The 14188-nt window shown below is 71.4% G+C and carries 15 protein-coding genes and 1 riboswitch; of the genes, 10 read left to right on the top strand and 5 right to left on the bottom strand.

The window, feature by feature from the left end; translation table 11 throughout:
• The first annotated feature begins 6 nt into the window (after window positions 1-6).
• From JIX55_RS05740 to JIX55_RS05720, 5 genes are all read left to right on the top strand, one after another.
• Window positions 7-1344 (top strand): L-fuconate dehydratase, encoded by a 1338-nt coding sequence (locus JIX55_RS05740; protein WP_257562133.1) that lies wholly within the window; start codon window positions 7-9, stop codon window positions 1342-1344.
• A complete protein-coding gene (locus tag JIX55_RS05735; protein WP_257562131.1) occupies window positions 1341-2123 on the top strand; it encodes an SDR family NAD(P)-dependent oxidoreductase in 783 nt (260 codons plus the stop codon). Before JIX55_RS05740 ends, JIX55_RS05735 begins: the two co-directional genes overlap by 4 nt.
• The gene (locus tag JIX55_RS05730) at window positions 2120-3118 is read left to right on the top strand and encodes an aldo/keto reductase (RefSeq protein WP_257562130.1); all 999 of its coding nucleotides are present in this window, start codon (window positions 2120-2122) and stop codon (window positions 3116-3118) included. The genes JIX55_RS05735 and JIX55_RS05730 overlap by 4 nt, the downstream gene beginning before the upstream one ends.
• A complete protein-coding gene (locus JIX55_RS05725; protein WP_257562129.1) occupies window positions 3115-3426 on the top strand; it encodes an L-rhamnose mutarotase in 312 nt (103 codons plus the stop codon). The genes JIX55_RS05730 and JIX55_RS05725 overlap by 4 nt, the downstream gene beginning before the upstream one ends.
• Window positions 3427-3500: 74 nt before the next feature.
• Window positions 3501-4346 carry an amidohydrolase family protein gene (locus JIX55_RS05720; RefSeq protein WP_257562128.1) on the top strand — a complete coding sequence of 282 codons (846 nt, stop codon included), beginning with the start codon at window positions 3501-3503 and terminating at the stop codon, window positions 4344-4346.
• 20 nt (window positions 4347-4366) lie between these two features.
• Here JIX55_RS05720 and JIX55_RS05715 read toward each other — a convergent pair whose 3' ends face one another.
• The 4 genes from JIX55_RS05715 to JIX55_RS05700 are packed head-to-tail and all read right to left on the bottom strand — an operon-like array spanning window position 4367 to window position 7106.
• Entirely contained in the window at window positions 4367-5230 is an 864-nt protein-coding gene (locus JIX55_RS05715; RefSeq protein ID WP_257562127.1) for an energy-coupling factor ABC transporter ATP-binding protein, read from the bottom strand.
• Window positions 5227-5976 (bottom strand): cobalt ECF transporter T component CbiQ, encoded by a 750-nt coding sequence (gene cbiQ, locus JIX55_RS05710; protein ID WP_257562126.1) that lies wholly within the window; start codon window positions 5974-5976, stop codon window positions 5227-5229. Before cbiQ ends, JIX55_RS05715 begins: the two co-directional genes overlap by 4 nt.
• 6 nt (window positions 5977-5982) lie before the next feature.
• The gene (locus JIX55_RS05705) at window positions 5983-6408 is read right to left on the bottom strand and encodes an energy-coupling factor ABC transporter substrate-binding protein (RefSeq protein WP_257562125.1); all 426 of its coding nucleotides are present in this window, start codon (window positions 6406-6408) and stop codon (window positions 5983-5985) included.
• Window positions 6405-7106 carry an energy-coupling factor ABC transporter permease gene (locus JIX55_RS05700; RefSeq protein ID WP_257562124.1) on the bottom strand — a complete coding sequence of 234 codons (702 nt, stop codon included), beginning with the start codon at window positions 7104-7106 and terminating at the stop codon, window positions 6405-6407. Before JIX55_RS05700 ends, JIX55_RS05705 begins: the two co-directional genes overlap by 4 nt.
• A 30-nt stretch (window positions 7107-7136) precedes the next feature.
• Window positions 7137-7482: riboswitch (cobalamin riboswitch) on the bottom strand.
• Window positions 7483-7969: 487 nt separating this feature from the next.
• Here JIX55_RS05700 and JIX55_RS05695 point away from each other — a divergent pair.
• Complete coding sequence (locus tag JIX55_RS05695) at window positions 7970-9088, top strand: substrate-binding domain-containing protein (protein WP_257562123.1); 1119 nt, start codon at window positions 7970-7972, stop codon at window positions 9086-9088.
• Here the strand turns inward: JIX55_RS05695 and JIX55_RS05690 are convergent.
• Window positions 9045-9536 (bottom strand): MarR family winged helix-turn-helix transcriptional regulator, encoded by a 492-nt coding sequence (locus JIX55_RS05690; RefSeq protein ID WP_257562122.1) that lies wholly within the window; start codon window positions 9534-9536, stop codon window positions 9045-9047. The two genes, JIX55_RS05695 and JIX55_RS05690, sit on opposite strands and share 44 nt — an antisense overlap.
• Before the next feature lie 260 nt (window positions 9537-9796).
• Here JIX55_RS05690 and urtA point away from each other — a divergent pair, with 260 nt between their 5' ends.
• The 4 genes from urtA to urtD all read left to right on the top strand — a co-directional run bounded on the left by urtA (window position 9797) and on the right by urtD (window position 14185).
• On the top strand, window positions 9797-11047 hold the full coding sequence (gene urtA / locus JIX55_RS05685; protein WP_257562121.1) for an urea ABC transporter substrate-binding protein: 1251 nt from the start codon (window positions 9797-9799) through the stop codon (window positions 11045-11047).
• A gap of 308 nt (window positions 11048-11355) precedes the next feature.
• Window positions 11356-12240, top strand: coding sequence for an urea ABC transporter permease subunit UrtB (gene urtB / locus JIX55_RS05680; RefSeq protein WP_257562120.1), 885 nt, complete (start codon window positions 11356-11358; stop codon window positions 12238-12240).
• A complete protein-coding gene (gene urtC, locus JIX55_RS05675) occupies window positions 12237-13373 on the top strand; it encodes an urea ABC transporter permease subunit UrtC (protein WP_257562119.1) in 1137 nt (378 codons plus the stop codon). Before urtB ends, urtC begins: the two co-directional genes overlap by 4 nt.
• Window positions 13370-14185, top strand: a complete 816-nt coding sequence (gene urtD / locus JIX55_RS05670; RefSeq protein ID WP_257562118.1) for an urea ABC transporter ATP-binding protein UrtD — start codon at window positions 13370-13372, stop codon at window positions 14183-14185. Before urtC ends, urtD begins: the two co-directional genes overlap by 4 nt.
• Window positions 14186-14188 lie beyond the last annotated feature (3 nt).

Genomic DNA, 14188 nt, shown 5'->3' with positions numbered 1-14188 from the left:
ACCCCCTTGACTGCAACCCCCGCCCGGATCACCGCGGTCGACACCTACGACATCCGGTTCCCCACCTCGCGGGAGCTGGACGGGTCGGACGCCATGAACCCGGACCCCGACTACTCCGCCGCCTACGTCGTGCTGCGCACCGACGCCGACGACGGCCTCGAAGGCCATGGCTTCACCTTCACCATCGGCCGCGGCAACGATGTCCAGGTCGCCGCCATCGGCGCCCTGCGGCCCCACCTCGTGGGCCGCTCGGTGGAGGAGCTGTGCGCCGACCCGGGCTCGGTCAACCGCGACCTGATCGGGGACAGCCAGCTGCGCTGGCTCGGCCCCGAGAAGGGCGTGATGCACATGGCCATCGGCGCGGTCGTCAACGCCGTGTGGGACCTGGCCGCCAAGCGCGCCGGGCAGCCCCTGTGGCGGCTGCTCGCCCACGCCGAACCCGAATGGCTGGTCTCCCAGGTCGACTTCCGCTACATCGCGGACGCCCTCACCCCCGAGGACGCCCTCCACCTGCTGCGCGAGGGCCGCACCGGGCTCGCGGAGCGCGAGGCGGCGCTTCTGGAGCGCGGCTACCCCGGCTACACCACCTCACCGGGCTGGCTCGGCTACTCCGACGAGAAACTCACCCGGCTGGCCAAGCAGGCCGTCGCCGACGGCTTCACCCAGATCAAGCTGAAGGTCGGCGCCGACCTCGACGACGACCTCCGCCGTATGCGCACCGCCCGCGCCGCCGTCGGCGACGGGGTGCGCATCGCCATCGACGCCAACCAGCGCTGGAACGTCGGCGAGGCGATCGAGTGGACCCGGGCCCTCGCCGACTTCGACCCGTACTGGATCGAGGAGCCCACCAGCCCCGACGACATCCTCGGCCACGCGGCCGTCCGCCGGGGCGTCGCCCCGGTGAAGGTCGCCACCGGCGAACACGTCCAGAACCGCATCGTCTTCAAGCAGCTCCTCCAGGCCGAGGCCATCGACGTCCTCCAGATCGACGCGGCCCGCGTCGGCGGCGTCAACGAGAACCTCGCGATCCTGTTGCTCGCCGCGAAGTTCGGTGTCCCGGTGTGCCCGCACGCCGGCGGCGTGGGCCTGTGCGAACTGGTCCAGCACCTGTCGATGTTCGACTACCTGGCCGTCTCCGGCACCACCGACGACCGGGTCATCGAGTACGTCGACCACCTCCACAAGCACTTCACCGCACCCGTGGTGATGCGCGAGGGCCACTACGTCGCCCCCCTGACCCCGGGTTTCTCCGCCACCATGCACCCCGGGTCCCTCGCCGAATACCGTTACCCGGACGGCACGTTCTGGGCCGCCGACCTCGCTGGACAGGAGGAAGTCGCATGACCGAGCCGACAGGTGAGCTGACCGGACTCAAGGCGATCGTCACCGGTGGCGCGTCCGGAATCGGGCTGGCCACCGCCCGGCTGCTGGCCGCGCGGGGCGCCGCGGTGGCCGTCCTCGACGTCGACCCCTCCGGGGCATCGGCCCCGCTGCTCGGTCTCAAGGCCGACGTCACCGACGACGCCTCCGTACGGGCCGCCGTCGCGGAGGCCGCCGAGCGGCTCGGCGGCCTGGACATCCTCGTCAACAACGCGGGCATCGGCGCGCAGGGCACCGTCGAGGACAACCCCGACCACCAGTGGCAGCGGGTCCTCGACGTCAACGTCCTCGGCATGGTGCGCACCAGCCGGGCCGCCCTGCCCCATCTGCGGGACGCGGCCACTGCCCGTCCGGGCAGTGCGGCGATCGTCAACACCTGCTCCATCGCCGCCACCGCGGGCCTGCCGCAGCGCGCCCTGTACTCCGCCAGCAAGGGCGCGGTCCTCTCGCTGACCCTCGCCATGGCCGCCGACCACGTCCGCGAGGGCATCCGCGTGAACTGCGTCAACCCCGGCACCGCCGACACCCCGTGGGTGGGCCGGCTCCTCGACGCCGCCGACGACCCCGAGGCCGAGCGGGCCGCCCTCAACGCCCGCCAGCCCATGGGCCGCCTGGTCACCGCGGACGAGGTCGCGGCCGCCATCGTCTACCTGGCCAGTCCCGCCGCCGCGTCCGTCACCGGTACCGCCCTCGCCGTCGACGGCGGCATGCAGGGGCTCCGGCTGCGCCCGGCGAGCTCATGAGGACCAGGGTCCTCGGGCGCACCGACGTCCGCGTCACCGAGCTGGCATACGGCGCCGCGGGCATCGGCAACCTCTACCGCCCGGTGCCCGACGAGGAGGCCGCCGCCGCGATCGACGCCGCCTGGGACGCCGGGATCCGCACCTTCGACACGGCACCCCACTACGGTCTCGGCCTGTCCGAACGCCGTCTGGGCGCCGCCCTGCGCGACCGCCCCCGGGACACGTACACCGTCTCCACCAAGGTCGGGCGCCTCCTGGTGCCCGCCGACGGTGACGGCGACGATCTGGCACATGGCTTCGCGGTGCCGGCGAACTTGCGCCGGGTCTGGGACTTCAGCGCCGACGGCGTCCGCCGCTCCCTCGAAGCCAGCCTGGACCGCCTGGGCCTGGACCGGGTGGACATCGTCCTCCTCCACGACCCGGACGACCACGCCGAACAGGCCCTCGACGAGGCCTACCCGGCCCTGGAACAACTGCGCGCCGAAGGCGTCGTCGGAGCGATCGGCGTCGGCATGAACCAGTCCGAACTCCCGGCCCGCTTCCTGCGCGAGACCGACATCGACGTCGTCCTCCTCGCCGGCCGCTACACCCTCCTGGAACAGGAAGGCCTCGCCGCACTGCTCCCCGAGGCCGCGGCCCGGGGCCGGAGCGTCCTCATCGGCGGTGTCTTCAACTCCGGCCTGCTCACCGACCCGAAGCCGGGCGCCACCTACGACTACGCACCCGTTCCGGAACCCGTACTCGAACGGGCCCTGCGCCTGAAGGCGGTCACCGAACGCCACGGTGTGCCCCTGCGCGCCGCCGCCCTCCGCTTCCCGCTCGGGCACCCGGCCGTCGCGAGCGTCCTCACCGGCGCCCGCTCGCCCGACGAGGTCCACGACACCGTGGAGCAGTTCCGCCGCCCCGTACCGGCCGCCCTCTGGGACGACCTGAGCGCGGAGGGCCTGCTGACCACGGAAGCCCCCGTGCCTGTCGAAGAGAAGGAGCCGTCGTGAGGGTCGCCCTGCACACCAAGGTCCGCGCCGACCGCGTCGAGGAGTACGAGGCGGCCCACCGCGAGGTCCCCGAGGAACTGACCACCGCCATCCGCGCCGCGGGCGTCAGCGAGTGGACGATCTGGCGCAGCGGCACCGACCTCTTCCACCTGCTGGAGGTCGAGAACTACGCGGCGATGATCGCCGAACTGGAGAAACTGCCGGTCAACATCGCCTGGCAGGCCCGCATGGCCGACCTCCTGGACGTCGTCCACGACTACTCGGCGGAGGGCTCCGACGCCGGGCTGCCCGTGGTGTGGGAACTGTGAGCGGTGCGGACGGCCCGGGACGGGCGAGCGCTACGAGATCCGTGGGAGCCGGGGCCGACACGGACGCTCCCCCCTTGTTCGTCGACGCCCACCACCACGTCTGGGACCTCTCCGTCCGCGACCAGGACTGGATCACCGGACCCGAACTCGTCCCGCTGCGCCGCGACTTCACCCTCCGCGAGCTGGAGGCGGCGGCACGGTTCGCCGGCGTCACCGTCACCGTGCTGGTGCAGACGATCACCGTGCCCGAGGAGACCCCCGAGTTCCTGGCCCTCGCCGCCGACAGCGACCTGGTCGCCGGGGTCGTCGGCTGGACCGACCTCACCTCTCCCGATGTCGCCGACGCTCTCGCCGGGTTGCGCGAAGGGCCGGGCGGCGAGTACCTGGTGGGCATCCGCCACCAGGTGCAGGGCGAACCGGACCCCCGCTGGCTGGTGCGCCCGGACGTACTGCGTGGCCTGTCCGCCGTCGCCGACGCCGGACTCGCCTATGACCTCCTGGTCAAGCCCCACCAGCTCCCCGCCGCCGTGGAAGCGGCGGCCCGGCTCCCTCAACTCACCTTCGTCCTTGACCACTTGGGGAAGCCCCCCATCGCCTCCGGCGAACTGGAGCCGTGGGCGGGGGAGATACGGCGGCTCGCCGCTCTGCCGAACACCGTGTGCAAGCTCTCCGGTCTGGTCACGGAGGCGGACTGGGCCTCCTGGGCCGTCGCGGACCTCGTCCCGTACGCCGACACCGTGCTGGAGGCCTTCGGCCCCGAGCGGCTGATGTACGGCTCCGACTGGCCCGTCTGCCTGCTCGCCTCCGACTACGTCGAAGTCATCGACGTGGCCGAGTCGTTGGTGTCCTCGGTGAATCCCGCCGAACACCGGGAGGTCTTCGGGGGCACCGCGATCCGCACCTACGGCCTGCGGATCTGAAGCGGGCCGCGCCGAAAAACTCAGCCGTCGGCCGGTAGCGGGGGAGCGGTGTGCGCCCCCGCCATGGCGGCCAGCTCCTCCGGCGTGCGCGGACCGGACTCCTCGTCGGTCAACAGCCTCTGTTCGCGCAGCAGTCGAGCGACCGCGATGCCCCAGGGGAGCCGCAGCCCCGCCTGCTGGAGGAGATCCGTGCGGGCGAGCATCGCGGCCACCGGGCCCGTGCGGGCGCCGGACGGGGTGAGCAGCGCCGCGTCGTCGGCCCACCGCAGGGCGAGGTCGACGTCATGGGTGGCCATCACGACGGTGGTGCCGGACCGGCGCAGCTCGTCCAGGGTGGCGAGGAGCCGTTCCTGGCCGTCGGGGTCGAGCCCGGCGGTCGGCTCGTCGAGGATCAGGACCCGCGGCCGCATCGCGACCGCGCCGGCGATGGCGGTCCGCTTGCGCTGCCCGTAGGAGAGCAGATGCGTGGGCCGGTCGGCGAGGGCGGTGATCCCGAGGGCGCCGAGCGCCTCGTCCACCCGGGCCCGCACCTGCGCGTCGGACAGCCCGAGGTTCAGCGGCCCGAACGACACGTCCTGCGCGACGGACGCCGCGAAGAGCTGGTCGTCCGGGTCCTGGACGACCAACTGGACGGTCGTACGCAGCCGGGTCAGGCCCTTGCGGTCGTACGTCACGGGCTGCCCCTCGACCGCCAACTCGCCCGTACCGGGCCGCAGTCCACCGCTGAGCAGCCGCATCAGCGTGGTCTTGCCGCTGCCGTTGCGGCCCAGCAGGGCGAGCGCGCGCCCCTCGTGCACCTCGAAGTCGAGATCGCTGAGCACGGCCGGGCCGTCCTCGTACGCGAAGGACGCGCCCCGCAGGGCGACCAGCAGGGGCTCGCTCATGTCAGCGGCCTTTCCAGGACGAAGGTGAGGACGGCCACGGCCGCGAGCAGGGCGACACTGGCCGTGGTGAAGCGGGCGGAGACCCGGGCCTCGGGCACCAGGACGCGCAGGGTGCCGTCGTACCCCCGCCCGGCGAGCCCGGTCTGCAGCCGCGCCGCCCGGTCGAAGGCCCGTACGAACGCGGTGGCGCCCAGCCCGGCGAGGGAACGCCAGGTGGCGGCCCGCGTGGTGTGCCCCAGCCGGGCCGCCTGCGCCTCCCGGATCCGGCGCACCGAGTCCAGGAGCAGGAAGCTCATGCGGTACGTGACCAGCGCGACGTCCACGACCGGCGCGGGCACCCCGGCCTTCACGAGCCGGGGCAGCAGATCCGACATGGGGGTGGTGAAGGCGAACATGAGGACGCCGAGGGAGGCGGCCGAGGTGCGCAGCAGCAGCTCCCCGGCGCGGACCGGACCGCCCTCGGCCAGGGTCACGAACCCGTCGGGCCCGCCCACTTGGACGAGCAGGGGCAGCGCTCCGGTCACGCAGAAGCCCAGCGGCACCCGATAGGCACGCCACAGCCGACGGCCGGGCACGCCCGCCGGGCCCAGCAGCACGGCGAGCGCGGTCAGCAGGACGAGGGCCGCGCCGGGCCACGGCGGCAGGGAGATGGCGAGGACCGTGAGGCCCAGCCCGAGCACGGCCTTGTCCACGGGATGGCGGCGGCGCCAGCGACTGCTGTGCGCCGCCGCGTCGATCGGCAGCACGAGGGATCAGCCCCGGCCCGCGGTGGACTCGCCGGTATCACCGGGCGATCCTTCGTCACCGGTCGCGGCCGTCGCGCTCACCGCGGGAGCCGCGGTCGTGGTGTCCCCGGCCCCGTCCAGCTGCGCCCGGGCCCGCGCCTCGCCCTGGCGCCGACCCCGGCGGATACCGAAGTAGTAGGCGAGGACGCCCGCGCCGAGCGCGGCCTGGAGGGAGAACAGCGCCGACTCGATCTCACCGGAGGGCGGCTCGTACAGGGGCGAGAACCACGGCTCGTAGTCCGGCTCGATCTCCGTGATCGCCGTCTCCGCCTCGCCGTCGGAGCCCGTGAAGGGCTCCTCCTTGTGGTCGCCGAGGCCGAGGGCCAGCGGCAGGACGGCGAGCGCGGCCACGACGAGCAGCAGCAGGATGTTGATCTTCGTGTTGCGGTTCATCGGGCCACCGCCCCGGTCTCGGTCCGGTTCCGCTCGCCGGCCAGGAGCACGCCCAGCCGGGTCAGTTCGCCCTTGCTCGACTGCACCAGCAGACGCATCACCAGCACGGTGAGGAGCCCCTCGCTCACCGCGAGCGGGAGCTGGGTGACGGCGAAGATGGAACCGAACTTGCCGAGCGCGCCGAGGAAACCGCTGCTCGGGTCGGGGAAGGCGAGCGCCAACTGCACGCTGGTGACGCAGTAGGTGACCAGGTCGGCGACGAACGCGCCGAAGAACACCGTGACCATCAGCGGCACGTCGAACCGCCGCAGCAGCCGGTAGATGCCGTAACCGGCCCATGGTCCGGCGATCGCCATCGAGAAGACGTTGGCGCCGAGCGTGGTCAGGCCGCCGTGCGCGAGCAACAGGGCCTGGAACAGCAGGGTGATGGTGCCCAGCACCGCCATGATCGGCGGCCGGAACAGGATGGCGCCCAGTCCGGTGCCGGTGGGGTGGGAACAACTCCCGGTCACCGACGGCAGCTTCAATGCGGACAGGACGAACGTGAAGGCCCCGGAGGCACCGAGCACCAGTGTGCTCTCGGGATGCTCCCTGACCTCACGGGTGAGTGACCGTACTCCGTGGACGACGAACGGCGCGGACGCGACACCCCAGGCGATCGCGTGCGCCGGAGGAAGGAAACCCTCGGCTATGTGCATGGCTCAGCAGACCCTCTCCAGCACCTCGTGGATGGTTGACGCGCCTTGGCCGGTCTCCTGGCTTACGGGTGACACCGCCCGTGCTCCGCCTTCCCGGGGCTGGGGCCCTGGCGTCACATTCCCGTCGTCCGCCCGAAGGGCGGGCCGCGCGGCGTCTGGCGCGTGCGATCGCAAGGCGCCGGAGCGCCCTCGTGGCGAAGCCACGTGGGCGATTCGGCAACGCGGCGAGCGTGCGTGCCAGACGGGAATGTGACGCCAGGGCCCTAGGACCCAGTGGCTGTCCGTGAGGACTGGAGCCGGACTTCCCGATCACAGTGGCGAGGGCCGCACCGGCATCACACCGGATTTCCCGTTCACCAAGGCGTGGTGACAGTAGTGCCCGCACAAGGCCGCTGACAAGCGGAGACGGGGGCGCGAGAGCGGTGGTGAACAGCACACGCCCCGGCGCACGCCCCCTCCGTCACACGCGGCACACACCACCGGGGAGAACGGACGGCCTTGCCCGGGCACGACGGTTTTGCCGGTGCGACGGCCCTTCGGTGGGGCCCGACTGCCCTTCCGGTACGCCCCGGCCGCCCTTGGCCGTAGCCCTCGCCCTGCGCCCCCCCGGCCCGGTCCGCGGAGCCCGCGGCGGACAGCTCGAAGGACGACGACGGCAGGTCCCTCGCCATGCCCCTCGGGTGTCGGCGCGGGCGTCCTCGTACTCGGCGCCGGAGGTCGCGCTTCCTGGGCGGTCGCCCCGCCGGAGAAGTGGACGACGGGCTGAACGCCGCCCCGCGGCCCGCCGTCGTCCCGGCATACGAATCGGTCTCGATCCGTGGCTCCGCCTGGGGTGCCGACAGCGCTCACGCCATCATGAGCCCATGAACCGGCCACCACTCCGCCTCCACACGCCCGAGTGGTTCACGGCCGACGACTCGACCCTGAACGTGGCGCTCGTCTACCCGATGCAGGGCCCGGCCGGAATCTTCGGACCCACCTGCGGGGCCTGCGCGCGGCTGGCCGCCGAGGAGGTCAACAAGGCCGGGGGAGTGCTGGGCAGGGAACTGCGGCTGATCGAGGTCGACGGAGGGGCCGAGCCGTGTCGTGTCGCGGAGGACGTCGAGGCCCTGGTCGCCTCGGGCGCGGTGCGGGGCGTCACCGGCTGGCACATCTCCTCGGTGCGGCAGGCGGTGGCCCCGCGCATCGCGCACCGGGTGCCGTACGTCTACACGGCCCTGTACGAGGGCGGGGAGCGCACCGAGGGTGTCTTCATGACCAGTGAGACCCCTTCCTGGCAGCTGCTGCCCGCGATGCGTCTGCTCGCCGAGTCACGCGGGGTGCGCCGCTGGTTCGTCGTCGGCAACAACTACGTGTGGCCCCGGCAGACCGCCCGCGCCGCCCGTCGTTACGCGCGCGAGTCCCGGGGCCGGGTGTGCGGCGAGGCATATCTGCCGCTCGGCACCGACGACTTCACGGACGTACTGCGACGCATCGAGCGGGCCGACGCCGACGGGGTCCTGATGCTTCTGGTCGGCAGCGACGCGGTCCGCTTCAACCGGGCCTTCGCCGCCTCCGGGCTCGACCAGCGGTCGCTGCGGCTGAGCACGCTGATGGACGAGAACATGCTGCTGGGCAGTGGCCCGGAAGCCACCCTCGACCTCTACAGCACGGCCGGGTTCTTCGCCTCGCTCGCCGACCAGAACACCATGGACTTCCACGGCCAGTACGCCGGCCGCTTCGGTCCGGAGGCACCGACCCCGGGCAGTCTCGGCGAGTCCTGCTACGAGGGCGTCCTGCTCCTCGCCGCGCTCATCGAACGGGCGCGCGCCCTGGACGTGACCGCGATCGGGGCGGCCGCCGACCGCGTCTCCTACGAGGGGCCGCGCGGTCTGCTGAGCCTGGACGGGCGGCATGTGCGCCAGCGCATCTACCTGGCGCGGGCGGACGGGTGCGACTTCAACGTCCTCGCCCAGCTGCGCGCTCCGCACGACTTGCGCTGACCCTGCCCCGACCGTCGGTGGCCCCGCCCTCCAGGGCCCTGGCCAGCCGGTCCAGCAGCAGTTCCAGCCGTTTGCCGTCCTCCTCGGCGAGCGGTGGCTCCAACTCGGCCCAGTCGACCCGTACGTGACGGGACAACAGCTGCCAGCGCTCCATCCCCCGGGGAGTGAGGTGGGCGAGGACGCGGCGCCGGTCGGTGGGATCGACACGGCGGAACACCAGGTTCTGGTCGACGAGTTGGTCGATCAGCTTGGTCAGGCTCGGCGCCGGCAGGAAGGCGTGCTCGGCGAGGGCCGTCATGTTGTGGCCCTGGCCGTCGGAGAGCAGGTCGAGGACCCGCCAGGCCTCGACGGAGCAGTCGAACCCGTCGAGCACGGACTGGACTCGGCGCACGGACAGGCGCTCGGCACGGGTCAGCAGATGGAGCAGTTCCTGAGGCCGCCTCGCCATCGCTCTCCTCAACTCGCGTTCACACGACCCCGCGACGGGGATGCCCGGAGCCTACCGCCGATCACCGCACTCCTGACAGCGGAAACCAGGAAACGCATCCTTTCCACCGGAAGTAATAAGTCTTTTTTGAGCTCGGAAAATACTTCCCCTGGAAACTGTTCTTCAATTGCCCCGAAACGCAAGGGAAACAGTTCACTCGCAGGCTGTGGACGCACTTCCGCTCCTCTTCGCAACGCCCCTCGTGGGCAAGGAGGTATTGCATGTCCGGGCTCAGCATCAGCAGACGCGGTCTCCTGGCAGGCGCGTCGGCGCTCGGCGCGACCGCCGCCCTCAGCGCGTGCGGCGCCAAGACCGGCACCGCCACGTCGTCCTCCGGCGCCCAGGCGGACACCTCCGGCGACACCGTCAAAGTCGGACTGTTGAACTCGCTCTCGGGCACCATGGCCATCAGCGAGGTCACCGTCCACAACGCGCTGCTCCTCGCGGTGAAGGAGATCAACGCCGCCGGCGGCGTCCTGGGCAAGAAGCTGAAGCCCATCAGCCAGGACGGCGCCTCCGACTGGCCGACCTTCGCCGAGAAGGCGGAGGCCCTGATCACCGACGACAAGGTCGTCGCCACCTTCGGCTGCTGGACCTCCGCCAGCCGCAAGGCCGTCAAGCCGGTCTTCGAGCGCTACAAGTCGCTCCTCTTCTACCCCGTGCAGTACGAGGGCCTGGAGCAGTCCCCGTACATCTTCTACATCGGTGCCACCACCAACCAGCAGATCGTTCCCGCCCTCGACTACCTCAAGAAGCAGGGCCTGACGCGGCTCTACCTGGTGGGCAGCGACTACGTCTTCCCGCGCACCGCCAACAAGATCATCAAGGCGTACGCGGAGGCCCAGGGCATGACGGTGGTCGGCGAGGACTACGCGCCGCTCGGCTCCACCGAATTCAGCACCATCGTCAACAAGGTCAAGGACGCGGGCGCGGACGCCGTGTTCAACACCCTCAACGGCGACAGCAACGTGGCCTTCTTCAAGGAGTACAAGTCCGCCGGGCTGTCCGCCAAGAGCCTGCCGGTGCTTTCGGTGTCGATCGCCGAGGAGGAGGTCAAGAGCATCGGCACCCAGTATCTCGAGGACCAGTTGACCGCCTGGAACTATTACGAGACCACCCCGGGCGCCGCCAACACCACGTTCGTGAAGGCCTACCAGGCCGCCTACGGCAAGGACAAGCCGACCAGCGACCCGATGGAGGCCGCCTACATCTCCGTCTACCTCTGGAAGGAGATGGTCGAGAAGGCCGGTTCCTTCGACGTGGAGAAGGTGAAGAAGGCCTCCGAGGGCATCGAACTCGACGCCCCCGAGGGCAAGGTCACCGTCGACGGCGCCACCCAGCACGTCTACAAAACCGCCCGCATCGGCAAGGTCGGCTCGGACGGCCTCATCGAGGAGGTCTGGAACTCGGGCAAGCCGATCAAGCCGGACCCGTACCTGAAGGGCTACGACTGGGCTTCCGGCCTCTCCTGAGCGGGGTGGCCGGGGCCGCCTGAGCAGTCTTCGCCCCCGCCGCCCCTGCCCGTCCCATCCCCGGGGCTCCGCCCCGGACCCCGCTCCTCAAACGCCGGAGGGGCTGAATTACTCCCGGCCGCGGCTTGGATGTTCAGCCCGTCCGGCGTTTGAGGACGAGGCCGTTCAGGCCGAAGGGGGGTCTGGGGGCGCAGCCCCCAGTGATGGGACGGGTAGGGGCGGCGGGGGCGAGAAACGGCGGCCCGCCCGGCGCGCATCAGCACACCCTCCCGACGCCCGCACCCCCGCCTTCGACCCGGAGCCGCCCCATGACGGTCATCCTCAACCAGTCCTTCACCGGCATCAGTATCGGTGCCGTCCTCCTGCTGATCGCGCTCGGCCTGACCCTGACCTTCGGGCAGATGGGCGTGATCAACATGGCGCACGGCGAGTTCATCATGGCCGGCGCCTACACCACGTATGTGCTGCAGAAGTCGATCAGCGGCGCCGGCGTCTCCCTGCTCGTCGCGCTGCCGCTGGCGTTCCTCGTCGCCGGCGCCATGGGCGCGCTGCTCGAATGGCTGCTCATCCGGCGCCTGTACACCCGGCCGCTGGACACCCTGCTGGTCACCTGGGGCGTCTCCCTGATGCTCCAGCAGCTGGCCCGTGACATCTTCGGCGCCCCGAACGTCCAGACCCGCGCCCCGGACCTGCTCACCGGCAACATCTCGGTCGGCGGTATCACCTTCGCCAACAACCGGCTGTTCATCCTCGGCCTCGCCCTGCTCTGCGTCCTCGGCCTCACCCTGATCCTCCGGCTGACCCCGCTCGGCCGCCGGATCCGGGCCGTCGTACAGAACCGCGACCTCGCCGAGGTGTCCGGCATCGCCACCGAACGCGTGGACCGTACGACGTTCTTCATCGGCTCGGGCCTCGCGGGCGTGGCCGGTGTCGCGCTCACCCTGGTCGGCCCGATCGGCCCGACGATGGGCACCAACTACATCGTCGACGCCTTCCTGGTCGTGGTCGTCGGCGGCGTCGCCCAGCTCAAGGGCAGCGTCATCACCGCCTTCGCACTCGGCGTCCTGCAGTCGGTCCTCGAGTACTCGACGACGGTCAGCGTCGCCAAGGTCGTCGTGCTCGTGGCGATCGTCGCCTTCCTGCAATGGCGGCCCCAGGGCCTGTACACGCTGCGCACCCGGAGCCTGGCATGACAACGACAACGACCCCTTCGGCGAAGACGGCCCCCGTGGCGCAGCCGTCGGCATCCCTCCTGGAACGCCTCCGCGTCCCCGGCGCCTTCCTCCTCGGTGCGGTCCTCCTCATCGGCGTGGCCCCGCTCGCCCTCTCCGACTTCCGGCTCAACCTCCTCGCCAAGTACCTGTGTTACGCCATCGTGGCGGTCGGCGTGAGCCTCGCCTGGGGCCGCGGCGGACTGCTCGTCCTCGGCCAGGGCGTCTTCTTCGGCCTCGGCGGCTACGCCATGGCCATGCACCTCAAACTCACCGACGCGGCCGCCACCGGCCAGACACTGCCCGACTTCATGCAGCTGTACGGCACCGGAGACACCCTGCCCTGGTGGTGGCAGCCCTTCGCCAACCCGCTCTTCGCCCTCGCCATGACCGTCCTGCTGCCCATGGCGGTCGCCGCGCTGCTCGGCTTCTTCGTCTTCCGCCGCCGGGTGAAGGGCGCGTACTTCGCGATCCTCAGCCAGGCACTGGCCGCCGCCCTCGCCATCTGGCTCGTCGGCCAGCAGGCCACCACCGGCGGCACCAACGGCCTCACCGACATGCGGGGCTTCTTCGGCTACGACCTCAACGACCCGGTCAACCAGCGGATGGTGTACTTCGTCATCGCCGCGGTGCTCCTGCTGCTGATGGCCGCCGCCCGCCAGCTGTTCGTCAGCCGCTACGGCGAACTCCTCGTCGCCGTACGGGACTCCGAGGAGCGCGTGCGGTTCCTCGGCTACGACCCGGCCAACGTCAAGCTCGTGGCGTACGTCGTGGCGGCCGGCATGGCAGGCCTCGCGGGCGCCCTCTTCGTCCCGGCGGTCGGCATCATCTCCCCGGCGCTGATCGGCATCGTGCCGTCCATCGGCTTCGTCATCGGGGCCGCGGTGGGCGGCCGGGCCTCCCTGGTCGGCGCCGTACTCGGCGCGATCGCCGTGGCCTGGGCGCAGAGCACCCTCTCCGACGCCTTCCCCGCCGCCTGGACGTACCTCCAGGGCCTGCTGTTCGTGCTGGCCGTCGGCTTCCTGCCCGGCGGCCTCGCGTCCCTGGCGAGCGTGGTGCGCAAGCGCCGTACCCCCACGACCACGACTCCGACCCCGACAGGAGGAACGGCATGAGCGGCGAGGGACTGACGGTCCGCGACCTGCGGGTGACGTTCGACGGCTTCAAGGCCGTCGACGGCGTGGACCTCCACATCCACCCCGGCGACCTGCGCTTCCTCATCGGCCCCAACGGCGCGGGCAAGACCACACTCGTCGACGCGGTCACCGGACTGGTGAGGTCCACCGGATCGGTCCGCTTCGGCGGCGAGGAACTCATCGGCAAGCCGGTGCACCGGATCGCCCGCATGGGCATCGGGCGTACGTTCCAGACGGCCACGGTCTTCGAGGAGCTGACCGTCCTGCAGAACCTCGACATCGCGGCGGGTGCCGGACGCGGCCCGCTGACGATGCTCCGTCGACGCAAGGGCGTGCCGGAGGCGGTGACCAAGGCACTGGAGACCACCGGTCTGACCGATCTGCGCGACCGCCCGGCGGGTGTGCTCGCACACGGGCAGAAGCAGTGGCTGGAGATCGGCATGCTGCTCGTCCAGGACGTGAGGCTGTTGCTGCTCGACGAGCCCGTCGCCGGCATGAGTCATGACGAACGCGAGGCCACCGGCGCGTTGTTGCAGCGCGTCAGCGAGGACCACACCGTCGTCGTCATCGAGCACGACATGGACTTCATGCGCTCCTTCGCCCGCAGCGTCACCGTCCTGCACGCCGGCAAGGTCCTCAGCGAGGGTTCCGTCACCGAGGTCCAGGCCGACGCCAAGGTCCAGGAGGTCTACCTCGGCCGCGCGTCCGAACCGGAGCCCGCCTCCGAGCCCGCCCCCGAGTCCGCCGCCGAACCGGTCGCCGCTCCCGTCCCCGTCGCCGAGGAGGCGTGACGC

Origin of the sequence: Streptomyces sp. DSM 40750, from assembly GCF_024612035.1 — a bacterium.
Taxonomy (GTDB): domain Bacteria; phylum Actinomycetota; class Actinomycetes; order Streptomycetales; family Streptomycetaceae; genus Streptomyces.
The sequence above is the reverse complement of the archived record's forward strand: the minus strand, read 5'-3'. Positions and strand labels throughout refer to the sequence as shown.